The organism is Streptomyces sp. NPDC056144, assembly GCF_042264145.1.
GTDB lineage: Bacteria > Actinomycetota > Actinomycetes > Streptomycetales > Streptomycetaceae > Streptomyces.
Genome location: NZ_JBHJVF010000010.1, coordinates 164,828 through 188,822 on the forward strand (window position 1 = coordinate 164,828; position 23,995 = coordinate 188,822).

Below are 23,995 nucleotides of genomic sequence, written 5' to 3' on the forward strand. Positions count from 1 at the left end.
GTCCGTACGGTCGGTCGTACGGTCCGGGGGTGCCGAGTGATGCGGGGCGGGTCAGGCCACGGCTCAGATGAGGCCGAGCTCGCGGACCGCGTCGCGCTCCTCCGACAGCTCCTTGACGGAGGCGTCGATGCGGGAGCGGGAGAAGTCGTTGATCTCCAGACCCTGGACGATCTCGTACTTGCCGTCCTTGCAGGTGACGGGGAAGGAGGAGATCAGGCCCTCCGGGACGCCGTAGGAGCCGTCCGACGGGACACCCATGGAGGTCCAGTCGCCCTCGGCGGTGCCGTTGACCCACGTGTGGACGTGGTCGATGGCGGCGTTCGCGGCGGAGGCGGCGGAGGACGCGCCACGGGCGTCGATGATCGCGGCGCCGCGCTTGGCGACGGTCGGGATGAAGGTGTCGGCCAGCCACGCCTCGTCGTTGACGACGTCGGCGGCGTTCTTGCCGGCGATCTCCGCGTGGAAGATGTCCGGGTACTGGGTCGCGGAGTGGTTGCCCCAGATGGTGAGGCGCTTGATGTCCGTGACCGAGGAGCCGGTCTTCTGCGCCAGCTGGGTCAGCGCGCGGTTGTGGTCCAGGCGGGTCATCGCGGTGAAGCGCTCGGCCGGGACGCCCTTGGCGGCCGACTGGGCGATCAGGGCGTTGGTGTTCGCCGGGTTGCCGACGACGAGGATCTTGACGTCGTCCGCGGCGTGGGCGGCGATGGCCTCACCCTGCGGCTTGAAGATGCCGCCGTTGGCGGCGAGCAGGTCGCCGCGCTCCATGCCCGGGCCGCGCGGGCGGGCGCCCACGAGCAGACCGATGTTGGCACCCTCGAAGCCCTGGTTCGGGTTGTCGAAGATGTCGATGCCCTTGAGCAGCGGGAAGGCGCAGTCGTCGAGCTCCATGGCGGTGCCCTCGGCGGCCTTGACGCCCTGCGGGATCTCCAGGAGGCGAAGCTTGACCGGCACGTCCGCGCCGAGCAGGTGGCCGGAGGCGATGCGGAAGAGCAGCGCGTAGCCGATCTGGCCGGCCGCGCCGGTCACGGTGACATTCACGGGAGTGCGGGTCATGGCGATCTCCGTAAGACAGCTGGCGGTGGGGGTCCCTGCCCCAGAATCTGGATAGCCCTTTGATCGATCGGTGTCTCGACATGAAGAGATATCCAGCGGTCAGGCTATCGGACCCTGACCCCTGCCGACCTCCTACCCCTTGTGGTCCGGCTCACTGCCACCCGCCCGAGCCAGGACGGGGAGATGGGGGAAGTCGCGCCACGGATGCGGAGACGACGTGGCGGAATGGTCACCTCCATGCCACAGCGGGTCTACGGAGCTTGATCATGATTGGCGCGTACATGACCCTTAAGGACGGCAACGCCCGCCCTCCCACGGGGGAGAGGGCGGGCGTTGTCGCACACGCGGTCGGCTACGTCACCGTGAGGTGCAGGATGTCCTCGAGGAACGGAATCCGCACCCAGGGCCCCGGCTGCACCATGAGCGCGAGCAGCACGATCAGGCTCCCCATGATCCCGTACGTGATCACGTCCGTGAACCGGGACCGTACGGCCAGCATGCCCGCCTTCGGCAGCACCCGGCGCAGCACGGCGCCGAGGAGCAGCGCCGCCCCGACCATGATCGTGCCGATCCGGAAGGACTGCCAGAACAGGTCGGTCCCCACGATGACGAGACCGACGCCCGCGATCACGAGCACGGTCAGCAGCGGCCACTGACGCGCGGGCGCGGAGGCGTCGCCGGGCGCCGCCCGGCCGCCGCCCTCGGGGCGCGCGGTGTCGGTGGTGACGGTGGGCGGCCGCCGGTCCGCCCGCTTCGAGGCCATGTCCTCAGACCCTCGGACTTCAGAGGGCCTCGGCCGCGCGCTCGGCGGCCTCGACGACGTTCACGAGGAGCTGGGCGCGGGTCATCGGGCCGACCCCACCGGGGTTCGGGGAGATCCAGCCGGCCACCTCGGCGACACCGGGGTGGACGTCGCCGAGGATCTTGCCCTCGGCGTTGCGCGAGACGCCGACGTCGAGGACGGCCGCGCCCGGCTTCACGTCCTCCGGCTTGATCAGGTGCGGGACACCGGCGGCCGCGACGATGATGTCGGCGTTCCGCAGGTGGGCGGAGAGGTCACGGGTGCCGGTGTGGCACTGGGTCACCGTCGCGTTCTCGGAGCGGCGGGTGAGGATGAGCGGCATCGGGCGGCCGATGGTGACACCGCGTCCGACGACCACGACCTCGGCCCCGTTGATCTCCACGCCGTGGGCGCGGAGCAGCGTGATGACGCCGTTGGGGGTGCAGGGCAGCGGGGCGGGCTCGTTGAGCACGAGACGCCCGAGGTTGGTCGGGTGCAGGCCGTCCGCGTCCTTGAGCGGGTCCATCAGCTCCAGGACGCGGTTCTCGTCGATGCCCTTGGGCAGCGGGAGTTGGACGATGTAACCGGTGCAGGACGGGTCCTCGTTGAGCTCCCGTACGACCGCCTCGATCTCCTCCTGGGTGGCGGTGTCGGGGAGTTCGCGCTGGATGGACGCGATGCCCACCTCGGCACAGTCACGGTGCTTGCCCGCCACGTACTTCCGGCTGGCCGGGTCGTCGCCGACCAGGACCGTGCCCAGTCCGGGGGTGATGCCCCGCTCCTTGAGGGCCGCCACACGGACGGTCAGATCGGACTTGATCGCGGCTGCGGTGGCCTTGCCATCGAGAATCTGGGCGCTCATGGAGACATCCTCCCGGATGACCCCCGCCTTGTTCCAATTCGCCGTCATCGGACGGCTCGTCATACGGAGCGAAAGATTGCACTTGCACAACTCCCTCGCATACCGACTGGACAAGAAGTCGGCGGTACGACGACGATGACCGCGCAGAACCGCGGAAAGTGCCGGGGGGACATCCGCTCAGATGCATGCAACTCCTCCGCGCCCGTCCGTGACGTTCCGCGACGTCCCCGCACGGAAAACCACGGAGGAACTCCCCGATGAGCTTCGGCGACTCGAACAACCCCTACGGCCAGCCGCAGGGCCAGGGCCAGCAGCCCGGTTACGGCTACCCGCAGCAGGCCCCGCAGGGCGTGCCGCCGCAGCAGGGCTACGGCTACCCGCAGCAGCAGCCGGGCGCGTACCCGCCGGCCCCGGGCACCCTCCAGGCCAACAACGGCTACATCAACCTGCACGGTCTCGGCACCGTCAAGGTCGGCTCGATGGGTCTGCGTTTCGCCGCCCGCCTGATCGACGCCGTCGCCATCGGCGCCATCTACTGGATCCTGACGATGGTCGGCGCGGCGGGCATCGTCGGCGCCGCCGAGACCATCGACGACTGCTCCTCGTACGACCCGATGACCCAGGCGTACTCGGACTGTGTGAACGAGCAGGCGGCCGCCGCCGGTGGCCTCCTCGCCGCCTTCTTCGGCTTCCTCTTCCTGCTGTTCATCGCCACGATGCTCTACGAGTGGCTGATGATCGCCTTCGTCGGCGCCACCCTCGGCAAGATGGCCGTGGGCCTGCGCGTCGTCAAGGAGGCCACGGGTGGCAAGCCCGGCGTCGGCGGCGGCTTCATCCGCTGGATCATCCCGATGGCCGGCGCGCTCGCCTGCGGCATCGGCCAGCTCCTGGTCTACCTGTCCCCGTTCTTCGACAACTCGGGCAAGCTCCAGGGCTGGCACGACCGTGCCGCCGGCACGATCGTCATCAAGAAGTAACGCTTCGGCGGGGGTCTTCCCCCGCCCCTCCGAAGGCCGTCCGGCACCTCGCCGGACGGCCTTCGGCCTTTTCCTTCCCGGCCTCCGGGTCACACCCTCTTGAGCACCGCGAAACCGTCCGAGCGGTGCGTGATCTTGTACGTGGCTTCCGGATGCAATTGCGAAGCCAGCTGTTCCGGATCCGTGACCTGCTGCGACCATCCACGCAGGTCGAAGGCGAGGTAGTCCGGCGTGGCGCCCTTCGAGGTGCCGACCCAGTAGACCCGGTGGTCCGCCGTGAGGTGCGCGAGGAGCGAGACGTCGGCCTCGACACTGACCCCCTCCGGGACGGCGTCGACCGCCGCCCGCGCCTGCTCCGCCCGGGTGTCCGTGCGGTACGTCTCCGGCTTGGTCAGCTCGCGCAGCGGGAGGTTCACGGCGAGGACGAGCGCGACCGCCGTGGCGACCGGGACGACGACCTTCCCGTACGCGGCGAGCCAGGCGTGCGGGGACGTGCGCACCGACCGGACCGCGTCCACGAGGGCCAGGAAGACGATCGGCATGAGGATCGCGCTGTAGTGCCAGTGCATGCCCCAGTGGTTGGGGTCCTGGGAGAGGAAGCGCCAGCCGAGGGTCGGCAGGACGAGGAGGATCAGCGGGGAGCGCAGGGCGAGGAAGCCGGTGATGGCGAGCAGGAAGAGGACCATCTCCCAGCGCTCGCCGGAGCCGAGGGCGTCCACGATCACCTGCCCGAAAGAGGTGTCGGCGCCCTGGCCGGTCTTCTCGATCTTGGACCAGTAGTCGTACTGGCCGAGCTTGCTCGCCGCCGGGATCAGGACGAGGACCGTGAGGGCGAAGGCGCCGACGCCGAAGGCCGCGAGGGCGGCGCCCAGCTTCTTCTGTCCCTTGAGGAAGAGGACCGCGCCGACCATGGCGACGGTGAGCCCCATGTCCTCCTTGACGAGGACGAGCGGCGCGGACCAGGCGGCGGCCGCCGTCCACCGCCCGAGGATCAGGGCCCGGCAGGTCAGGGCGAGCAGCGGGACGGCGAAGGCGATCTCGTGGAAGTCGGACTTCACGGCCTCCTGGAGCCCCCAGGACAGCCCGTACGCGACCGTCAGACCGATTCCGACGGCCTTGCTGCCCAGGACCTGCTGGGCGGTGCGGCCGACGACGACGGCCGAGGCGGCGAACAGCGCGGCCTGGCCGAAGAGCAGCGAGACCGGCGAGGGCCAGATCCAGTACAGCGGCGCGAGGAGCGCGGTGACCGGGCTGAAGTGGTCGCCGAGTATGGGGAAGCCGGGGCCCTTGATGTCGACGACCGGGGCGCGGAACTCGGCGTACGCCCTGACCGACTCCCCGAAGATGCCGAGGTCCCAGGACGGGGTGCGGAAGTGCGTGTACTGCACCCAGGAGTAGAGGAAGTACAGGCCGCAGAGGACGACCGCGACGATCACGTACGGACGTATCGGCGCCGGAGAGAGCCCGTCGGACGGCTCCGTCTCGGCGGATTCCGCGGCGGGTCTGTTCAGTACGTCCAACACCACGACTCCCACTACCTGCGCTGCCCGCGCTGTCTGTGCTGCCTGCGGCCGACAAAAGAGCAACCCATTAGACCAGAGTCCACCCGATCGGCCGAGCTTCCCAGCGGAGGCCGCGGAGACACCGCGGGGCCCCTCCTGAGGAGGGGCCCCGCGGCGGTCACGCTCAGTGGAAGAAGTGGCGCGTACCGGTGAAGTACATCGTCACGCCGGCCTTCCTCGCGGCCTCGACGACCAGCTCGTCACGCATCGAGCCGCCCGGCTGCACGACCGCCTTCACGCCGGCCGCGGTGAGGATCTCCAGGCCGTCGGGGAAGGGGAAGAAGGCGTCGGAGGCGGCGTACGAGCCGGCCGCCCGCTCCTCGCCCGCGCGCTCGACGGCGAGCTTGGCGGAGTCGACGCGGTTGACCTGGCCCATGCCGACGCCGACCGAGGCGCCGTCCTTGGAGAGCAGGATCGCGTTGGACTTGACCGCGCGGCAGGCCTTCCAGGCGAAGGAGAGCTCGGCGAGCTCCTCGGCGGAGAGGGCCTCGCCGGTCGCGAGGGTCCAGTTGGCCGGGTCGTCGCCGTCGGCCTGGAGACGGTCGGTGACCTGGAGGAGGGCACCGCCGTCGATCGGCTTGACCTCGACCGGGTTGGCCGGGGCGCCGTCGGCCTTCAGGACGCGGATGTTCTTCTTCTTGGCGAGGATCTCGACCGCGCCGTCCTCGTAGCCGGGGGCCACGATGACCTCGGTGAAGATCTCGGCGACCTGCTCGGCCAGCTCGACCGTCACCGGGCGGTTGACGGCGATGACGCCGCCGAACGCGGACAGCGGGTCGCAGGCGTGCGCCTTGCGGTGGGCCTCGGCGACGTCGGCGCCGATCGCGATGCCGCACGGGTTGGCGTGCTTGATGATCGCGACGCAGGGCTCGGTGTGGTCGTACGCGGCCCGGCGCGCGGCGTCGGTGTCCGTGTAGTTGTTGTACGACATCTCCTTGCCGTGCAGCTGCTCGGCCTCGGCGAGGCCGCCCGTGCCGTCCACGTACAGCGCGGCACCCTGGTGCGGGTTCTCGCCGTAGCGGAGCACGTTCTGGCGCGCGTACGTGGCGCCCAGGAAGTCGGGGAAGCCGGAGTCGTCGGCGGCCGCGTAGTCGTCGGCGAACCAGGAGGCCACGGCCACGTCGTACGCGGCGGTGTGCTGGAAGGCCTCGCCCGCGAGACGCTTGCGGGCGGTCAGGTCGAAGCCGCCCGCCTTGACGGCCGCGAGGACGTCGGCGTACCGCTCCGGGCTGGTGACGATCGCGACCGACGGGTGGTTCTTGGCGGCGGCGCGGACCATCGACGGGCCGCCGATGTCGATCTGCTCGACGCACTCGTCCGGGGTGGCGCCGGAGGCGACGGTCTCGCGGAACGGGTAGAGGTTCACGACGACGAGGTCGAAGGGCTCCACGCCGAGCTCGGCGAGCTGCTCGCGGTGCGACTCCAGGCGCAGGTCGGCGAGGATGCCGGCGTGCACGCGCGGGTGGAGGGTCTTCACGCGGCCGTCGAGGCACTCGGGGAAGCCGGTGAGCTCCTCGACCTTGGTGACCGGCACGCCCGCGGCGGCGATCTTGCCGGCGGTGGAACCGGTGGAGACGAGCTCGACGCCGGCCTCGTGCAGACCGCGGGCCAGCTCCTCCAGACCCGTCTTGTCGTAGACGCTGACCAGCGCGCGGCGGATGGGCTTAACCGTGTCCGTGTTCACCGACATGAACCTTTCGTCCCTCAATGCGATAGCCGTGCCGGGCGAGGCGCCCCACGACGTCGACGAGCAGCGAGCGCTCGACTTCCTTGATGCGCTCGTGCAGAGCGGCTTCATCGTCCTCGTCCCGCACCTCGACCACGCCCTGGGCGATGATCGGGCCGGTGTCGACACCGTCGTCGACGAAGTGGACGGTGCACCCGGTGACCTTCGCGCCGTAGGCGAGGGCGTCACGCACCCCGTGGGCACCGGGAAAACTGGGGAGAAGGGCCGGGTGGGTGTTGACGACCCGGCCGCCGAAGCGGGCGAGGAACTCCTTGCCGACGATCTTCATGAAACCGGCGGAGACGACGAGGTCCGGCTCGTGGGCGGCGGTGGCCTCGGTCAGGGCGCGGTCCCACTCCTCGCGGGAGGCGTGGTCCTTGACGCGGCAGACGTAGGTGGGGATCCCGGCGCGCTCGGCGCGCTCCAGACCGACGATGTCGTCACGGTCCGCACCCACGGCGACGACCTCGGCGCCGTACCCGTCCGGGTCGGCGGCGATGGCGTCGAGGAGGGCCTGCAGATTCGTACCGGACCCGGAGACCAGGACGACGAGGCGGGCGGCATGGCGGGCGGCAGCCACTCAGTCACTCTTTCCGTGGTGTTTGTGCGGTCGTACGAACGAATCGTGTCGCTCGATACGGGGAACCCTACGAATGGCTCGACCGTCAGCAACGATACCGGCACTCCGGACGGCCCCCACGGGACGGGGGCGGAGCTGGGCGGTAGCGTCAGGGTCCGACGCCAGCAGGGGCCGTGGGTGCGGCCGCGGTCACGACGACAGAGGGAAGACGTTCAGCAGATGCCGGAACGCCAGTCCACGGACGACAACAACCCGTTCGCGCCGCCGCCCGAGGGCCGGCCGGATCAGCCGTGGCAGCCGCGGCGACCGGAGGGCTCGGGCGACGACACGTCCGGCTCCGACGCCGGCTCCCCGTCCGGCTCCCCTTCCGGCTCCCCGGACTCGTCGGGACCGTCCGACGGCCGCTGGAGCCCTCGCCAGCCAGGCCCTTCCCGCGACGGCTTCGGTCGCGGACCGTCCCGCGAGGGCCCCGAGGGGGGCCCGGGCGGACCCGGTCAGGACGGTCCCGGGCGCGGGCCCGCGATGCGCTGGGACCCGACGGACCCGGCCCAGCGGCGCGCGCGGTACGCGATCCTCGCGGGCATGTGGGCCTTCTTCTTCGCCATCTTCTCGATCCCCGAGCTGGCGCTGCTGCTGGGCGCGCTGGCGCTCTACTGGGGCATCAGCTCGCTGCGGTCGAAGCCGCGCGAGGCCGAGGGAGTGTCGCCGACATCACAGGGAACGGGTGGGACGGCGACCTCTACGGAGGGCCCCGCGGGGCCCGCGGGCCCCGGCCCGGCGACCGGCGCCCCGGCGGGAGCCGGTGCGACGGCCGGACGCGGTGCGGCCGGTCCGGGTGCGGCCGGCCCCGGCGCCCCCTCGCCGCTCCGCTCGATGCGGACGGCCGCGATCAGCGGCCTGGTCGCGGCGAGCGTGGCCCTGATGATCGTCGCGGTCGGCTTCACCATGCAGCTCGTCTACAAGGACTTCTACGAGTGCCGCGACGACGCGCTGACCCACGCGGGCGAACTCGCCTGCAACGACCTCCTGCCGAAGCCGCTCCGCGACGGCTTCGGGGTCCGGGAGTAGGAAGCCTTCAGGGCCGGTCCGGCGGCGGGGAGGACTCCCAGGCCGCCGGGAGGTAGTCGTAGGGCTCGTAGCCGGGGTCGTCGTCGAGGTCGATCGCGGCGGGGGCCGCCGGGACGAAGGGCTCGGCGTCGGTACGGGTACCGGCGTCCGGGCCCTTTTCCGTCGTCTCGGCCGTCTTCTCGGCCTTCCTCTCGGCCTTCCTCTCGGCCTTCTTCTCGCTCGGGTCGGCCTTCTCGGCAACCGCCTCCGGCTTCTCGTCGCCCCCGTCCGCGAGCGCGGGTGCGGGCGCGGCCGCCGTCGTCGTCTCCGAGGCCTGCGCGGATACGGATACGGGGACGGGCGCCGGTACCGACACCGCCGCAGGGGCGGGCACGGGCACGGGTGCGGGTGCGGGCACGGAGGCCGGCAGGGGCTTCGGGCGGAGGGAGCGGCGCCCCCAGGCCCGTACGCCCAAGGCCGCCGGAACCCCGAAACAGGCGCCCCACAGCACGGTCGCCGCGCCCACCTGCCACCACACCGGCCCGAAGGCGGAGAGCCGCCCCGAGCCGAGCGGGCCGCCGGCCGCGCCCGCGAGGACGGCGACGGCCGCCCCGCAGCCGCCGGCGGCCGCCAGGGCCGTCAGGACGGTGTCCTTGACCGGCCACCCCCGTGCCGTGCGCCCCACATGCCACCCGAGGAACAGCGCGGCGGCCAGCGGGACCGCGGCGGCGGCCCAGTGCGTCCAGGTACCGCGCGCGGTGTCGGGCAGCGCGGCCAGCAGCGGGAAGGGCGGCACGGCCGGGTCGCCCGCGACGCCGAGCGGGGTGGCGAGCGCGCCCGTGCCGAGGGCGAACCCGGGCCCGAGTCCGTACGCGGCTCCCCACACGGCCATGTTCGGCAGCAGCGCGAGGGCGAGCAGCAGGACCGCGATCCGGCCCGACCACTCCCCCGTGAGGGCGTCGAAGGCGGTCTGGGCCTCGCCCGCGTGCCAGGCGAGCGAGACGGCGGCGACGACCGCGCCCCCGCCGCACAGCGTCACGAGCCCGATCCCCGCCGCGCGCAGGGCGGCGGCGGCCTGCCGCTGACCGGGCAGCGGGTGACCGAGCGCCGTCCAGACGCCCGCGCCCGCCGCGCCGACGACGACGGCGGGCAGCCAGACCCCGGCGGTGATCAGGCCGGCGGGCAGCGGACCGCTCTCGCTGTAGACCACGGCGACGGCCGCGACCAGCAGGTATCCCCCGGCGACGGCGGCGACCGCGCCGCCCGCGGACGGGCGCGGCCGGTCGAGGTCGTCGCCCGGGTCGAGGGTGTCGCGGGCGGCCCGGTGGAGGAGCCAGACGGGCAGCGCGGTGAGGAGCATCGGCACGATGCCGAGCGGCGCGGGCAGGCCGGAGACGGTGTCCGTACGGATCAGGTCGACGCCGTGGGCGAGGAGCCAGAGCCCGGCGGCGACGTGCAGGGCCCCGCCGGGGCCGCCGTCGGCGTGCGGGGAGCTGATCCAGGCCGCGATCACCAGGACGGCGAGGGCGCCGAGACCAAGCCCGGCGGCCACCGCGCCCCGGACGCAGGCGGTTGCCAGGGCGGCGGAACGGCCGCCCTGGACCAAGGGGTGATCGGTCAGATGGGTCACGGGGGCCATGCTGCCAACGACACGCGCTTAAGCCGCGTAACAGGCAAACCTCCGCTGTGTCGCTCAAGATACGTTTATGTACTTTTCCGCCCATAGCAGCTCTGCGGGAGGTCGACGCCGATGAGCCGGAGCACCACGGATTCCGCATCTCCCGCATCAGCCGTCGCCCTCCCGACACCGAAGGAGCGGCGCAGGTTGCGTGAGGCTCTCGCCCTGAGCGAGGAGCAGGTCGCCGAGGCCATGGGCGTCACGAAGGCCACGGTCAAGGCCTGGGAGACCGGGCGCTCGGCGCCGAGGGGCCGCAAGCGCGAGGCGTACGCGAAGCTGCTCGGCACCTGCGAGGAGGTCGCCGCGCCGGGCGCGACGCAGCCCGTGAGGTCCACGAAGCCCGCGAAGCCGGTGAAGTCGGCGAAGCCGGTGCAGCCGGTGAAGTCCGCTGCGGCGTCCGCACCCGCACCCGTGTCCGCGTCAGCGCCCGTCTCGGCGTCCAAGGCCGTGTCCGCCGTTCCCACCGCTCAGGCCAACGTCCGGCCCAAGGCCGCGGTCAAGCGCGCCGCCAGGCCGCCGAAGGCCCAGGAACGCCTGAAACCCGTACCGGAGTCGACGGCATCGGACAGACCGACGCCCGCGCCCATGCCCGTACCGGCATCCGTGACCACACTCCGGCCCCGCTGGCTTCCCGACGACCCCGGCCTCACCCCGGCCGAGGCCTTCGACGCGCTGTACGCGCACGCCGCGCCCGGCCTCGTGCACCAGACGTACCTGCTCACCGGGCGTCGCCGGCTCTCCCGGGAGTCCGTCGAGCACGCCTTCCACCACGCCTGGGAGCACTGGCCCGAGGTCGCCGTCGACGCGGACCCGGTGGGCTGGGTGCGGGCGGCGGCGTACGAGTACGCCCTCTCCCCCTGGCACCGGTTCCGGCGCGCCCACAAGCACCCCGACTCGCCGCCGACCGAGGCGGGCCGCCGGGCGCTGCTCACGGCGCTGCTCGAACTGCCGCCGCCCTACCGCCGTACCGTCCTGCTCTACGACGGCCTCGGCCTCGACCTGCCGGACACGGCGGCCGAGACGGAGGCGAGCACCCCCGCCGCCGCCAACCGGGTGATCTACGCCCGGACGGTCATCGGCGACCGAATCCCGGAACTCGCCGATCCGGAGGCGCTGCACCAGCGGCTGCACGCACTGGTCTCCGAGGCGCCGACGGCGACCCTCCCCGCGGCGCGGACGGTCAGGACGGGCAGCGAGCAGCGCAGCCGCCGGTGGACACGGACGGCGCTGGGGGCGACGGCCGCCCTGATCTGTGTCACGGCCATCACGGCGGCGACCGCGCCCACCCAGTACATCCCGGACATCGCCCCGGGCTCGACCGTCAACGGCGTGCCCGTGCGCGGCGGCTCGCAGAAGCTCGGACCCGAGGACGTCGTGCTCCGCGACAAGCTCCGCTCGGAGCCGAACCCGGGCCCGGAGCGCCTGGTCCCGTCGGCCGAATAGCCGAGTGGCCGCCTGGCGGCCAGTACGCGAGTGGGCCCCGCCCCCGCCCGGTTTCCCGGGAGGGGCGGGGCCCACTCGCGTACTGCTTCGGCTACCGCCTCAGCTGCTGGGTTCAGCCCGCGAGGATCGCGCGCGCCAGCTTGGCCGTCTCGGTCGGCGTCTTGCCGACCTTGACGCCCGCGGCCTCGAGGGCCTCCTTCTTCGCCTGGGCGGTGCCGGAGGAGCCGGAGACGATGGCGCCGGCGTGGCCCATGGTCTTGCCCTCGGGCGCGGTGAAGCCCGCGACGTAGCCGACGACCGGCTTGGTGACGTTGGCCTTGATGAAGTCGGCCGCACGCTCCTCGGCGTCGCCGCCGATCTCGCCGATCATGACGATCAGGTCGGTGTCGGGGTCCGCCTCGAACGCCGCGAGGGCGTCGATGTGCGTGGTGCCGATGACCGGGTCGCCACCGATGCCGACGGCGGAGGAGAAGCCGATGTCACGGAGCTCGTACATCATCTGGTACGTCAGCGTGCCGGACTTCGAGACCAGGCCGATGCGGCCCGGCTTCGTGATGTCGCCCGGGATGATGCCGGCGTTGGACTGGCCCGGGGTGATGAGACCGGGGCAGTTCGGGCCGATGATGCGGGTCTTGTTGCCCTTCGCCTGCGCGTACGCCCAGAAGGCGGCGGAGTCGTGGACGGCGATGCCCTCGGTGATGACGACGGCGAGGGGGATCTCCGCGTCGATCGCCTCGACGACGGCGGCCTTCGCGAAGGCCGGCGGCACGAAGAGGACCGAGACGTTGGCGCCGGTCTCCTTCATCGCCTCGGCGACGGAGCCGAAGACCGGGACCTCGGTGCCGTCGAAGTCGACGGTCGTGCCGGCCTTGCGCGGGTTCACGCCGCCGACGATGTTGGTGCCGTCACCCAGCATGAGCTTGGTGTGCTTCATGCCCGTGGCACCGGTCATGCCCTGGACGATGACCTTGCTGTCCTTGTTGAGGAAGATAGCCATGGCTGTGGTTTCCCCTGTCCCTTACTTCGCAGCCGCGAGCTCGGCGGCCTTGTCGGCCGCGCCGTCCATGGTGTCCACGCGCTGCACGAGCGGGTGGTTGGCGTCGGACAGGATCTTGCGACCCAGCTCCGCGTTGTTGCCGTCAAGGCGCACGACCAGCGGCTTGGTGACCTCTTCACCCTTGGAGGCGAGGAGCTCCAGGGCCTGGACGATGCCGTTGGCGACCTCGTCACAGGCGGTGATGCCACCGAAGACGTTGACGAAGACGGACTTGACGTCCGGGTCGCCCAGGATGATCTCCAGGCCGTTCGCCATGACCTCGGCGGACGCGCCGCCACCGATGTCGAGGAAGTTGGCCGGCTTCACGCCGCCGTGGTTCTCACCGGCGTACGCGACGACGTCCAGGGTCGACATGACCAGGCCGGCGCCGTTGCCGATGATGCCGACCTCGCCGTCGAGCTTGACGTAGTTGAGGCCCTTGGCCTTGGCGGCAGCCTCGAGCGGGTTGGCTGCGGCCTTGTCCTCGAGCGCCTCGTGCTCCGGCTGACGGAAGTCGGCGTTCTCGTCGAGAGACACCTTGCCGTCGAGGGCCAGGATGCGGCCGTCCTTGGTCTTGACCAGCGGGTTGACCTCGACGAGGAGGGCGTCCTCGGCGACGAAGGTCTTCCACAGGGTGACCAGGGCCTCGGCGACGCCCTCGGCCACGTCGGCCGGGAACTTCGCCAGGGCGACGATCTCGCGGGCCTTCTCGATGTCGACGCCGTCGACGGCGTTGACCGGGACCTTCGCGAGGGCCTCGGGGGTCTTCTCCGCGACCTCCTCGATGTCCATGCCGCCCTGCACCGAGGCCATGGCCAGGAAGGTGCGGTTGGTGCGGTCGAGGAGGTACGAGACGTAGTACTCGGCCTCGATCTCCGGGGACAGCTCGGCGATCATCACCTTGTGGACCGTGTGGCCCTTGATGTCCATCCCGAGGATGTCCGTCGCGCGGGCGACGGCCTCGTCCGGGTCGGCGGCCAGCTTGACGCCGCCGGCCTTGCCGCGGCCACCGACCTTCACCTGGGCCTTGACGACGGACTTGCCGCCAAGACGCTCGGTGGCCTCGCGCGCCGCCTCGGGCGTGTCGATGACTTCACCGGCCAGCACCGGTACACCGTGCTTGGCGAAGAGGTCCCTCGCCTGGTACTCGAACAGGTCCACGCCAGTCCGTCCCTTTTCTGATGATCGCGGTTCGTTGTCTGCGTGGGCGTGCCGCGGAGGGCAACGTGACTGCGCTGTCACAAGGGAGGCGTACACGGTGACCGTGGACGCGGCATGTCCGTCTCGCAGGTTATCCCCGAGGGACCTAGGTCCCTAAATCGCAGATCACAACAGAGCGGTGATACGGGTCACAGGTTGTAGGGGGCAAGGGTCGCTCCGTAGGGGCCGACATGAGGGGGTGTGCGCGCCGCGCGGCAGGCGGGGACTGGCCTCCCGCCCCCTCACGGCACGCCGGGGGCCGGGGTGAGGGCCCCTCCGAGGTCGATGTGATATGGGCCTCAATCGGCCCCGGAGCGGCCAAGCGGGTGGTGCCGCGGCTACGGATTCCGCACGCCGCCCTACGCCTCGGGTATCGGGAGCGGGCGGCGCTCCAGGGCGGCGGCCATGATCTCCGGGAAGTGGTCGGGGGTGCAGGCGAAGGCGGGGGCGCCGAGCGCGGCGAGCGCCGCCGCGTGGTCGCGGTCATAGGCGGGCGCACCCTCGTCGGAGAGCGCGAGCAGGGTCACGAACTGGACGCCGGAGGCCTTCATCGCCGCGACCCGCTTCACCATCTCGTCGCGGATGCCTCCCTCGTACAGGTCGCTGATGAGGACGAGGACGGTGTCGGCGGGGCGGGTGATCCGGGACTGGCAGTAGGCGAGGGCGCGGTTGATGTCGGTGCCGCCGCCGAGGCGGGTGCCGAAGAGGACGTCGACGGGGTCGTGGATGCGGTCGGTGAGGTCGACGACGGAGGTGTCGAAGACGACGAGCCGGGTGGCGAGGGAGCGCATCGAGGCGAGGACGGCCCCGAAGACGGCGGCGTGGACGACGGAGGCGGCCATGGAGCCGGACTGGTCGACGCAGAGGACGACCTCCTTGCGGACCGCCCGTGCGGAACGGCCGTGGCCGACGAGCCGCTCGGGGACGACCGTGCGGTACTCGGGCAGGTAGTGCTTGAGGTTGGCGCGGATGGTGCGGTCCCAGTCGATGTCCCCGTGGCGGGGGCGGCTGATCCGGGCGGAGCGGTCGAGGGCGCCGGTGAGCGTGGCGCGGGTCCGGCCGGCGAGGCGCCTCTCCAGCTCCGCGACGACCTTCCGCACGACGGCCCGCGCGGTCTCCCTGGTCTTCTCCGGCATCGCCCTGTCGAGGGAGAGGAGGGTGCCGACGAGGTGGACGTCGGGCTCGACGGCCTCCAGCATCTCCGGTTCCAGGAGGAGCGTGGCGAGGCCGAGGCGGTCGATGGCGTCGCGCTGCATGACCTGGACGACCGAGCTGGGGAAGTACCTCCGGATGTCGCCGAGCCAGCGGGCGACGGAGGGCGCGGAGGCCCCGAGCCCTCCGGTGCGGCCCCGGGTGCCGGGGACGGGCGCGGGCCGGTCGTAGAGCGCGGAGAGGGCACGGTCGACACCGGCGTCGGTGCCGGTGAGCCCGCGTCCGGTGCCGTCGGCCGCCTCTCCCCCGAGGACCAGCCTCCACCGCCGCAGCCGCTCGTCGTCGGTGCTCATACGCGTGCCTCCGTGCCGAGGATGAGATGGAGAAGCGGCAGAACGCCGTCCGCCCGCTCGGAGTCGATCCCGTCGCCGAAGCCCGGTACGCCTCCGAGCGCGACCCGCCGTCCGGCCTCGGGGCCACGGGCGACGAGCTCGCCGAGGGTCCTGCGGACGCCGGGCTCGTACCCGGAGAAGGTCCGCCGCAGCAGCGGCAGGACGTCGATGAACGCCTCGGGCGGTACGGAGGTGAGCCAGGCGTCGACGAGCCCGAGCAGCCGCTCGTCGTGCACGAGCAGCAGCCCGCCGCCGCTGCCGCCGACGAACCCGTCGATCCAGGCGGCGGCCTCCGCCGGCGGCGTACCGACCGAGAGGGCCCGGCTCATGTACGGCGCGGCCTCGGCCTCGCCGATCCGTCCCTCGTCGAGCAGGATCCGCACCGCCCGGCCCCGCAGCCCGCCGGCCACCCGCTCCCAGCCGGCGAGCCGCCGCAGCACCCCGATCCACCGCCCGACGAGCCCGGAGTCACCCTCGGCCTCGCCTTCGGTACCGGTGTCGGAGCCGGTGGAGGTGCCGGTGCCGGGTCCCGTGCGGGTCCCGGCGGGCGCGGGCAGGAGGCCTATCGCGGTGTGGATCTCGTCGAGGCGGTCGCGCATCGCCGCCGCCGCGTCCACGTCGAGGCCCGCGCAGGCGGGCGGGAGGCCGACGCAGATGCGCTCGGCGAGGCCCGCGGCGACCTCGGCGAGGGCGGCCGTGTCGGTCGCGCGGACGTCGCCGTACCGCAACGCGCGGGCGAGGGCCGGGAGGGCCTGGGCGAGATGGGCGACGTCCGTGTCGAGCGCGGCACGGTCGGCGAGGGCCCGCATGACGACGGTGAGCGCGTCGCCCAGCCCCGCGAGCAGGCACTGCTCGGCGAGGGCGGTGATGTCGGGGAGCGCGGTCACGGCCAGGGCCCGGGACTCGGTCCTCGCGGTGGCGGCGGCCTCGACGGTGGTGCCCCACACACCGGCCTCGGCCACCTGGACGTGCAGTTCGGGCTCCCAGCACAGCCGCCACACCTCACGGAAGGTGCCCGTACCGGCCCGCCCGGCCTCCGGCACGCCCCAGTCGACGCCGAGCAGTCGCAGCCGGTGCAGCAGGCGGCTGCGGGCCGCGTCCGTCTCCTTGCGGAGGTCGAGGTCGAGCTCCCGCTCCCGCGCCTCGGGCTTGAGCCTCAGGGTGCGCTGAAGACGGCTCAGGTCCCGCTGGAGGGGGACGGCGGGGGCACCGGCCGGGACCTCTCCGAGGACGTCGCCGACGACCAGGCGGTCCCGGACGAGGGTGAGCGGCAGGTCGGCCCCCTCGCACAGGACCGCGCGGACGGCGTCCGTCGTCTCGTCGAGCCCCGGGAGCGGCCGGCCGCGCAGCACGGCGAGCGTCTCGGCGAGCCGTACCGCCTCGATGACGTGGGCCGAGGAGACGGGGTGCTCCTCCGCCCTGAGGAGCCCCGCGACCTTCGTCATCCAGCGCTCGACGGGACGGTCGGGCGCGGCGAACAGGTGCCCGTACCAGCCGGGCGCCTCGACACCCGCCCCGTACCCGGAGCGGCGGGCGAGCCTGCGGTGGGTCCAGGGGACCCAGGTCATCTCGGTCTTCACCTTGGGCAGGCCCCTGAGCAGCGCCCGGTCGGCGGCGACGGTGGTCCGCCGGGCGAGCGCGGGGACGTGCCAGGCGCCGCAGACGACGGCGATCCCGTCGCCGAACTCCTTGCGGGCGGCCCGCAGCCGGAGCCGCATGTGCGCCTCGCGGACGCCGTCGCGGGGATGCCCGCCGTTCCCGTACGCCTCCCGCAGCGCGGCCATCGCCTCGCCGAGGGCCTCGAAGGGCGCGAACGGGTCGCCGCCGCCACGCAGTTCGACGACGTCCTCCCACCACCGCTCGGGGTCGTCGTGTCCGGCGGCCCTGGCGAGCTCGGCGAGAGGATCGAACGCGCCGCGCGGAACGAGCGGGTCGAGCGGCGCGTCCGTCGGCGGCCCGCCCTCGGCCTCCTCCTCGTCGCCCCAGGTGGGGTCCGCGGCGGCGAGGGTGTGGGCCGCCGGCAGGTCGATGAACCGCACGGCGGCGCCCCGGTCGAGCGCCCAGCGGATCGCGACCCACTCGGGCGAGAAGTCGGCCATCGGCCAGAACGCGGCCCGCCCGGGGTCGTCGACGGCGTGCGCGAGCAGCGCGACGGGGGGCCGCATGGCCGCGTCACCGGCGAGCTCCACCAGGGCGTCGGCCTCGGCCGGCCCCTCGACGAGGACGACGTCCGGCCGCGCCGCCTCCAGCGCGTCCCGCACGCCCCGCGCGGAACCGGGCCCGTGATGCCGCACCCCGAGCAGCAGCGGCCACGCGCACGCGCCGGTCGTCGTGGACGTCATGAGCTCACCTCCCGGCAGGCCCGGTAGAAGTCCTTCCATCCGTCCCGCTCTCTGACCACCGTCTCCAGATACTCCTGCCAGACGACCCGGTCCGCCGTCGGATCGCGGACGACCGCGCCGAGGATGCCCGCGGCGACGTCCCCGGGCCGCAGGACCCCGTCGCCGAAGTGGGCGGCGAGCGCCAGGCCGCCCGTGACGACGGAGATCGCCTCGGCCGTGGAGAGCGTCCCCGAGGGGGACTTGACCTTCGTCCGCCCGTCCGTGGTGACCCCGTCCCGCAGCTCGCGGAAGACGGTGACCACCCGGCGGATCTCCTCAGCGCCCTCCGGAACGGCCGGCAGCGCGAGGGCGCGCCCGATCTGGTCGACGCGCCGGGCGACGATGTCGACCTCGGCCTCGGCCGTCGCGGGCAGCGGCAGCACGACCGTGTTGAAGCGGCGGCGCAGCGCACTGGAGAGTTCGTTGACCCCCCGGTCGCGGTCGTTGGCCGTGGCGATCAGGTTGAAACCGGGGACGGCCTGCACCTCCTCGCCGAGCTCGGGGACGGGCAGGGTCTTCTCGGAGAGGATCGTGATGAGGCCGTCCTGCACGTCGGCGGGCATACGGGTCAGCTCCTCGACCCGGGCCGTCATGCCCCGCTCCATCGCCCGCATCACCGGACTCGGCACGAGGGCCTCGCGGCTGGGGCCCTCCGCGAGGAGCCGCGCGTAGTTCCACCCGTACCGCACGGACTCCTCGGGCGTGCCCGCGGTGCCCTGGACGAGGAGGGTCGAGTCGCCGCTGACGGCGGCGGCGAGGTGCTCCGAGAGCCAGGTCTTGGCGGTGCCGGGCACGCCGAGGAGCAGGAGCGCCCGGTCGGTGGCGAGGGTGGTGACGGCGACCTCGACGATGCGGCGGGGCCCCACGTACTTGGGGGTGATCACCGTCCCGTCGGAAAGCGTCCCGCCTTGGAGGTAGATGGCGACGGCCCAGGGCGAGAGACGCCAGCGGGCGGGGCGCGGGCGGTCGTCGACGGCGGCCAGCGCGGCCAGTTCGCCCGCGAAGGCGTGCTCGGCATGCGGCCTCAGGGCCTCGGCGGCGACGGCCGCCGCGACGGTTTCGTGCACGGACATGACTCCCCCTCCAGATCGTTCGACCTGCTGTGCCATCCACGGTGCACCATCCCACTGACATCGGGACATGCCCCTGGTCAGGCCTGTGGATAACTCCGGCCGGAGACTTTGTCAGTGAGGGCGTCTACGGTCGAGGACATGAATGCCATGGGGGTGCGCCGGACGGCGGAACAGGTGCTGACACTGGCTCCTGACGAGGCGTCGCGCAGCGCGGGAAGCAGGCTGGGCACGGCCGGACCGTGGACGTCGACGGGTCACGGCGGGGGTGCCGTCTGGGGGTTGTGCGGAGGCGACGGCCCCCGACGGTACGAGACGGTGGTCGACACCGGGGTCCCGGCGTACGGCTGCAGCTGCCCCAGCCGGAAGTCCCCGTGCAAGCATGCCCTCGGCCTCCTGCTGCTCCAGGCGACCGACGAGTCCGCGGTCACGGCCGGCACCCCTCCGACCTGGGCGGAGCTGCGGCTCAGAAGGCTGCGGGGGAACGGGGACGCCGTGACCCGGCGCCCCGGGGCACCTCTCGCCTCCGTTCCCCTCCCCCCTCTTCCGCGCGCGCACGGAACGGCGGGCACCACTCCGCCCGGGGCCTCCGCCGACCCCGAGGCCGCGCGGCGGCGGGCCGAGCGGCGGGCGGCGCGGATCACGGCGGGCGCGCGGGAGCTCGAACAGCGCCTCGCGGACTTGGTGCGCGGCGGTCTCGCGGCCACCGAGCAGGCGGGGCACGGGCTGTGGGAGGAGACCGCGGCCCGCATGGTCGACGCCCAGGCGCCGGGGCTCGCCGCCCGGGTCAGGGAGCTGGGCGCGATCCCGGGTTCGGGCCCGGACTGGCCCGTGCGCCTCCTGGAGGAGTGCGCGCTGACACACCTCCTCGACCAGGCGTGGCTCACGGCCGACCGGTTGCCCGCCGCCCTCGCCACGACCGTCCGCACCCGTGTCGGCCTCACCGCCCCCGCCGACGGCACGCCGGTGCGCGACCAGTGGCTGGTCCTCGCGCGGTACGACACGGCCGACGCCCGGCTGACCACCCGGCGCGTCTGGCTGTACGGCTCGGGGAGCGGCCGGACGGTGCTCCTCCTCTCCTTCGGCGCCGCCGGCCGGGCGCCCGGCCTGGCCCTGCCGGTGGGCGCCCTGCTGGACGGCGAGGTCACGCCGTACACGGGCGCGGGCAGACTCCGCGTGGAGCCGGCCGGGGACTTCGTGCCGGTCGACGCCCCCGCCTCCCCGCCGCCGGGCGGCCCGGTGGCCGCGGCCCTCGGTGCGTACGGGCGGGCGCTGGGCGAGGACCCGTGGCTGGACTCCTGGCCCGTGACGCTGAGCCAGGTCGTGCCGACACGGGCGGAGTACGGCTGGCAGCTCGCGGACTCCGACGGCCACGAGGCGCTGCCGCTGACCGCCGCCGCCCAGAACCGGCCCGGCCTCTGGCGTCTCGTCGCCCTGTCGGGCGGCGCGCCGGTGACGGTGTTCGGGGAGTGCGGGCACCGGGGCTTCACCCCGCTCTCCGCCTGGTCGGCGGAGGTGCCCACCGAGACGGTGCCCCTCATATGACGGATCGGAGGACTGCGGTGAACCCCCTCGCGCCCACGAACGACGCGGCCCACCATGCCTGGGAGGAGCTCGTCACCTCCGCGCTCCTCGGCACGGACCGCCGCCCGCCCACCGGCCTCGCCGCCCCGACGGACGACGCAACACCAGACACAGGTACGGGTACGGGCAAGGCCACGGCCACGGGCGCAGGCACAGGCACAGGCACAGGCGCGGAAACCGCCCGCGCCCTGCTCGACGCCGCCGCGCTGCACGCCGTACGGCGCAGGGCGGGCCTGCGCCCGGGGGCCGCCGCTCCACTGCCGGAGCCCTCGCCGGAGGACCCGCGCCGCCCCCTGCCCGACGCCGCGCGGAAGCGTCTCGACCACCTGCTCGCCGGGCGGGCCGCGCCCTCGCCGGCAGGGCGGCGCGGCGCGGCACCGGACCTCACCGAACTGCTCCCCCAATGGCTGGCACTCGCCAACGAGCGTGGCTACAAGGCGCCACCCTCCGCCCTGCCCGCCCTCCTCGACGCGGCCAGGGCCCGGACCGACCTGCGGCCCCAGGCACTCCGGTTCGCCGGGCCGCGCGGCCTGTGGCTGGCCGGGTTCAACCCCGAGTGGCGGTTCGCCCTGCGGGGCGCGGGCGGCAGGCTCCCGGCCCCGGAGGACGCCGAGGCCGTCGGGGCCCTGTGGGACGAGGGGCTTTTCGCCGAGCGGGTCGCGCTGCTCGTGTCGCTTCGTACCGAGGACCCGGCCGCCGGACTCGCCCTCCTCGCCTCCACCTGGTCCGCCGAGCGGGCGGAGGACCGGCTGATGTTCGTGGACTCGCTGCGTACGGGACTCTCCGACGCGGACGAGGAGTTCCTGGAGGCGACCCTCGCCGACCGCAGCCGCAACGTCCGCTCCATCGCCGCCGAACTGCTCTCCGCCCTGCCCGGCTCGGCCCTCGCCGGGCGGATGGCGGGCCGGGCCGCTACCTGTGTCGGCCTCGACAGAACGGCCGACGAGCCCGCCGTCACCGTCGAGGCGCCGCACGAGTGCGACGCGTCGATGCAGCGGGACGGCATCGTCCCGACCCCGCCGACGGGGCGCGGCGAGCGTTCCTGGTGGCTCGGCCAGCTCGTCGAGGCGGCGCCGCTCTCCTGCTGGCCGGCCCGGTTCGGGGGCCGGACCCCGGAGGAGATCGTGGCGCTGCCGGTCACCGACGACTGGCAGGACGAGCTGCACGCCGCCTGGTGCCGGGCGGCGGTACGGCAGCGGGACGCGGCCTGGTCGCGCGCGCTGCTCGGCGACCCGGCGGCCCCGCCGGCGACGGGGCCCGGCACGTCCTCACTGGCCGAGCGCGCCCAGCTCCTCGCGACGATCCCGGCGGACGAACGGGCCCGCTGGGTGGCCGCGTTCGTCGCCGCCCACGGCCTGTCGGAGGCGTTCCAGCTGCTCGGTGTCTGTGCCGTCCCGTGGGCGAGACCGCTGGGCGCGGCGGTGATCGACGCCCTCGACTTCGCGCGGGACGCGGGCAGTTATCCGTGGAGCTTCAGCGGGGTGATGGGGCTCGCGGAGCGCTGCCTCGACCCGGAGGCGGCGGCCGGCCTCGACTCCCTGACGGCGGTTCCCGAGGAGGAACAGGACGCCGTGCCCGGCGCCGGCGGCTACTGGGCCGAGGCCTTCCAGCGCCTGGTCTCCACCCTGCGGCTGCGCGCGGCGATGCGCGCCGAACTGGGCGAGGCGAGCGGTTGAGATCCGGTACGACCGGGACATGACGAAGGGCCCTCCCGAAAGGGAGGGCCCGACGCGAAAACCCGTCGTCCGGAAGTCCGGGACGCGGGATCAGACCGCCACGCGGACGTTCGCGTTCACCCAGTCGACAATGGACGCCGTCGTCGCGCCCGGCGTGAAGATCTCCGCCACGCCCTTCTCCTTCAGCGGCGCGATGTCCGCCTCGGGGATGATGCCGCCGCCGAAGACCTTGATGTCCTCCGCGTCGCGCTCCTTGAGGAGCTCGATCACCTTCACGAACAGCGTGTTGTGCGCGCCCGAGAGGATGGAGAGGCCGATCGCGTCGGCGTCCTCCTGGATCGCGGTGTCGACGATCTGCTCGGGCGTCTGGTGAAGGCCGGTGTAGATGACCTCCATACCGGCGTCGCGCAGCGCCCGCGCGATCACCTTGGCCCCGCGATCGTGGCCGTCGAGACCCGGCTTGGCGACCACCACGCGGATCGGACCGGTCACACCCATCACTGCCTCCACATGCGACCCCCGCGCCTGATTGCCGGGGAGGTGAACGAACGTTATCGACAGCATCCCGCAACCTGCCGTTTCGCGGTGGCGAGCGAGGGGGAAATCACACGTGGGACATGTTCGCTCTGCGCCGATCCCCGCTTCGGGCCCTCCTCCTGGGCCCACCAGCCGCAAGCGGGGCCCGGCCGCGAGGGAGCCGCGAACGGGGGCTCGCCGTGTCTCCGCGCCACCGTCCGTGCGGCGCGGGGCGCGGCGCGCCGCCGTACCCCCGGTTCCACGTGCCGTTCCGCGAGGTCGGCGATGCCGGAGGCCGGGAGGTCGGCGATGGAGCTCTCCAAGGTGACCGCCCGGGTGAAGGCCACCGCCCTTGAGCTCGCGATCCTGACCGGCCATCTCGTCCTCTACCCCTCGGGCATCACACCCGAGCGCCCCGCGTCCCCCGACCCCGACACGCCCGGCCCCGACGCGCCCGACGCGGGCAGCCCGCCCGGCACCACCGGGCCGGACGACCCGCCCGGCGCGGACGCCACGATCGGCGCGAGCCGGCGCCCGGTGATCCTCGTCCACGGCTTCGTCGACAACCGCTCCGTCTTCGTCGTACTCCGCCGCGCCCTCGCCCGCCACGGCCGTGACCGCGTCGAGTCGCTCAACTACTCGCCGCTCACCTGCGACCTGCGGACCGCCGCCGAGCTCCTCGGCCGCCGGGTGGACGCGATCCGCGCCCGTACGGGACAGGCCGAGGTCGACATCGTCGGGCACAGCCTGGGCGGCCTCGTCGCCCGTTACTACGTCCAGCGTCTCGGCGGTGACGCCCGGGTGCGGACGCTCGTCATGCTCGGCACCCCGCACTCCGGCACCACCGTGGCCCCGCTCGCCGACGCGCATCCGCTGGTACGGCAGATGCGGCCCGGTTCGGCGGTGCTGCGGGAGCTGGCAGAGCCCGCGCCCGGCTGCCGTACCCGCTTCGTGAGCTTCTGGAGCGACCTCGACCAGGTGATGGCGCCGGTCGAGACCGCACGCCTGGACCACCCCGACCTGCTCGTGCACAACGTCCGCGTGAGCGGGATCGGCCATCTCGCCCTGCCCGTCCACCCGACGGTGGCCGCCGGGGTCCTGGAGGCGCTCGACGCCGACGGTCAGGTGGCGCCGGGAACCCGGGACGGGAATCCGGGCGCTGCCTCGGTCGCCTGAGGCCCTCCCGGAACGGTTTCTTCGAACGTTCCTCGAACACAAGGCCAAGGCTCTCTCCGGGAGCCGCCGAAACACATCCGATTGCCCGTTTCCTACGGGCTCA

The 23,995-nt window shown here is 73.2% G+C and carries 19 protein-coding genes; 6 read left to right on the plus strand and 13 right to left on the minus strand.

Annotation, left to right across the window (positions count from 1 at the left end; translation table 11 throughout):
• Positions 1-63: 63 nt before the first annotated feature.
• The 3 genes from ACFC0Z_RS26970 to ACFC0Z_RS26980 all read right to left on the minus strand — a co-directional run bounded on the left by ACFC0Z_RS26970 (position 64) and on the right by ACFC0Z_RS26980 (position 2,696).
• Entirely contained in the window at positions 64-1,053 is a 990-nt protein-coding gene (locus tag ACFC0Z_RS26970; RefSeq protein WP_376442940.1) for a malate dehydrogenase, read from the minus strand.
• Between the two features lie 352 nt (positions 1,054-1,405).
• Positions 1,406-1,816, minus strand: coding sequence for a DUF3017 domain-containing protein (locus ACFC0Z_RS26975; RefSeq protein WP_376442943.1), 411 nt, complete (start codon positions 1,814-1,816; stop codon positions 1,406-1,408).
• Between the two features lie 19 nt (positions 1,817-1,835).
• Positions 1,836-2,696 (minus strand): bifunctional methylenetetrahydrofolate dehydrogenase/methenyltetrahydrofolate cyclohydrolase, encoded by an 861-nt coding sequence (locus tag ACFC0Z_RS26980; RefSeq protein WP_376442945.1) that lies wholly within the window; start codon positions 2,694-2,696, stop codon positions 1,836-1,838.
• A 257-nt stretch (positions 2,697-2,953) separates the two neighbouring features.
• Between ACFC0Z_RS26980 and ACFC0Z_RS26985 the strand changes: the two genes are divergently transcribed.
• A complete protein-coding gene (locus tag ACFC0Z_RS26985; RefSeq protein WP_376442948.1) occupies positions 2,954-3,673 on the plus strand; it encodes an RDD family protein in 720 nt (239 codons plus the stop codon).
• An 89-nt stretch (positions 3,674-3,762) separates the two neighbouring features.
• Here the strand turns inward: ACFC0Z_RS26985 and ACFC0Z_RS26990 are convergent, their stop codons facing one another.
• The 3 genes from ACFC0Z_RS26990 to purN all read right to left on the minus strand — a co-directional run bounded on the left by ACFC0Z_RS26990 (position 3,763) and on the right by purN (position 7,541).
• Positions 3,763-5,196 carry a DUF2079 domain-containing protein gene (locus ACFC0Z_RS26990; protein ID WP_376442951.1) on the minus strand — a complete coding sequence of 478 codons (1,434 nt, stop codon included), beginning with the start codon at positions 5,194-5,196 and terminating at the stop codon, positions 3,763-3,765.
• A 163-nt stretch (positions 5,197-5,359) separates the two neighbouring features.
• Positions 5,360-6,925 carry a bifunctional phosphoribosylaminoimidazolecarboxamide formyltransferase/IMP cyclohydrolase gene (gene purH / locus ACFC0Z_RS26995; RefSeq protein ID WP_376442954.1) on the minus strand — a complete coding sequence of 522 codons (1,566 nt, stop codon included), beginning with the start codon at positions 6,923-6,925 and terminating at the stop codon, positions 5,360-5,362.
• Positions 6,900-7,541, minus strand: coding sequence for a phosphoribosylglycinamide formyltransferase (gene purN, locus ACFC0Z_RS27000; protein WP_376442956.1), 642 nt, complete (start codon positions 7,539-7,541; stop codon positions 6,900-6,902). Before purN ends, purH begins: the two co-directional genes overlap by 26 nt.
• Before the next feature lie 219 nt (positions 7,542-7,760).
• On the opposite strand from purN, the gene ACFC0Z_RS27005 reads away from it, so the two are divergent.
• Positions 7,761-8,609, plus strand: a complete 849-nt coding sequence (locus tag ACFC0Z_RS27005) for a hypothetical protein (protein ID WP_376442959.1) — start codon at positions 7,761-7,763, stop codon at positions 8,607-8,609.
• Between the two features lie 7 nt (positions 8,610-8,616).
• Here the strand turns inward: ACFC0Z_RS27005 and ACFC0Z_RS27010 are convergent, their stop codons facing one another.
• Positions 8,617-10,218, minus strand: coding sequence for a DUF6350 family protein (locus tag ACFC0Z_RS27010; protein WP_376442962.1), 1,602 nt, complete (start codon positions 10,216-10,218; stop codon positions 8,617-8,619).
• 120 nt (positions 10,219-10,338) lie between these two features.
• Here ACFC0Z_RS27010 and ACFC0Z_RS27015 point away from each other — a divergent pair, with 120 nt between their 5' ends.
• A complete protein-coding gene (locus ACFC0Z_RS27015) occupies positions 10,339-11,709 on the plus strand; it encodes a helix-turn-helix domain-containing protein (protein ID WP_376442965.1) in 1,371 nt (456 codons plus the stop codon).
• Between the two features lie 112 nt (positions 11,710-11,821).
• Here the strand turns inward: ACFC0Z_RS27015 and sucD are convergent, their stop codons facing one another.
• The 5 genes from sucD to ACFC0Z_RS27040 all read right to left on the minus strand — a co-directional run bounded on the left by sucD (position 11,822) and on the right by ACFC0Z_RS27040 (position 18,943).
• Positions 11,822-12,706, minus strand: coding sequence for a succinate--CoA ligase subunit alpha (sucD, locus tag ACFC0Z_RS27020; protein WP_200426104.1), 885 nt, complete (start codon positions 12,704-12,706; stop codon positions 11,822-11,824).
• A 21-nt stretch (positions 12,707-12,727) separates the two neighbouring features.
• Positions 12,728-13,906 (minus strand): ADP-forming succinate--CoA ligase subunit beta, encoded by a 1,179-nt coding sequence (gene sucC, locus ACFC0Z_RS27025; protein WP_376442968.1) that lies wholly within the window; start codon positions 13,904-13,906, stop codon positions 12,728-12,730.
• 398 nt (positions 13,907-14,304) lie between these two features.
• The gene (locus tag ACFC0Z_RS27030; RefSeq protein WP_376442971.1) at positions 14,305-15,450 is read right to left on the minus strand and encodes a VWA domain-containing protein; all 1,146 of its coding nucleotides are present in this window, start codon (positions 15,448-15,450) and stop codon (positions 14,305-14,307) included.
• A complete protein-coding gene (locus tag ACFC0Z_RS27035) occupies positions 15,447-17,831 on the minus strand; it encodes a DUF5682 family protein (protein ID WP_376442973.1) in 2,385 nt (794 codons plus the stop codon). Before ACFC0Z_RS27035 ends, ACFC0Z_RS27030 begins: the two co-directional genes overlap by 4 nt.
• Positions 17,828-18,943 carry an AAA family ATPase gene (locus ACFC0Z_RS27040; protein ID WP_376442976.1) on the minus strand — a complete coding sequence of 372 codons (1,116 nt, stop codon included), beginning with the start codon at positions 18,941-18,943 and terminating at the stop codon, positions 17,828-17,830. The genes ACFC0Z_RS27035 and ACFC0Z_RS27040 overlap by 4 nt, the downstream gene beginning before the upstream one ends.
• A gap of 138 nt (positions 18,944-19,081) precedes the next feature.
• Here ACFC0Z_RS27040 and ACFC0Z_RS27045 point away from each other — a divergent pair, with 138 nt between their 5' ends.
• Together ACFC0Z_RS27045 and ACFC0Z_RS27050 are read left to right on the plus strand one after the other, a co-directional pair.
• Positions 19,082-20,485 (plus strand): SWIM zinc finger family protein, encoded by a 1,404-nt coding sequence (locus tag ACFC0Z_RS27045; protein ID WP_376442978.1) that lies wholly within the window; start codon positions 19,082-19,084, stop codon positions 20,483-20,485.
• Positions 20,482-22,200: a DUF5691 domain-containing protein gene (locus ACFC0Z_RS27050; protein ID WP_376442981.1), complete on the plus strand. Its 1,719-nt coding sequence runs from the start codon at positions 20,482-20,484 to the stop codon at positions 22,198-22,200. Before ACFC0Z_RS27045 ends, ACFC0Z_RS27050 begins: the two co-directional genes overlap by 4 nt.
• A 90-nt stretch (positions 22,201-22,290) precedes the next feature.
• On the opposite strand, the gene ACFC0Z_RS27055 is transcribed toward ACFC0Z_RS27050, so the two are convergent.
• Entirely contained in the window at positions 22,291-22,698 is a 408-nt protein-coding gene (locus ACFC0Z_RS27055; RefSeq protein ID WP_360800605.1) for a cobalamin B12-binding domain-containing protein, read from the minus strand.
• 327 nt (positions 22,699-23,025) lie between these two features.
• On the opposite strand from ACFC0Z_RS27055, the gene ACFC0Z_RS27060 reads away from it, so the two are divergent.
• A complete protein-coding gene (locus ACFC0Z_RS27060) occupies positions 23,026-23,892 on the plus strand; it encodes an esterase/lipase family protein (protein ID WP_376442984.1) in 867 nt (288 codons plus the stop codon).
• Positions 23,893-23,995 lie beyond the last annotated feature (103 nt).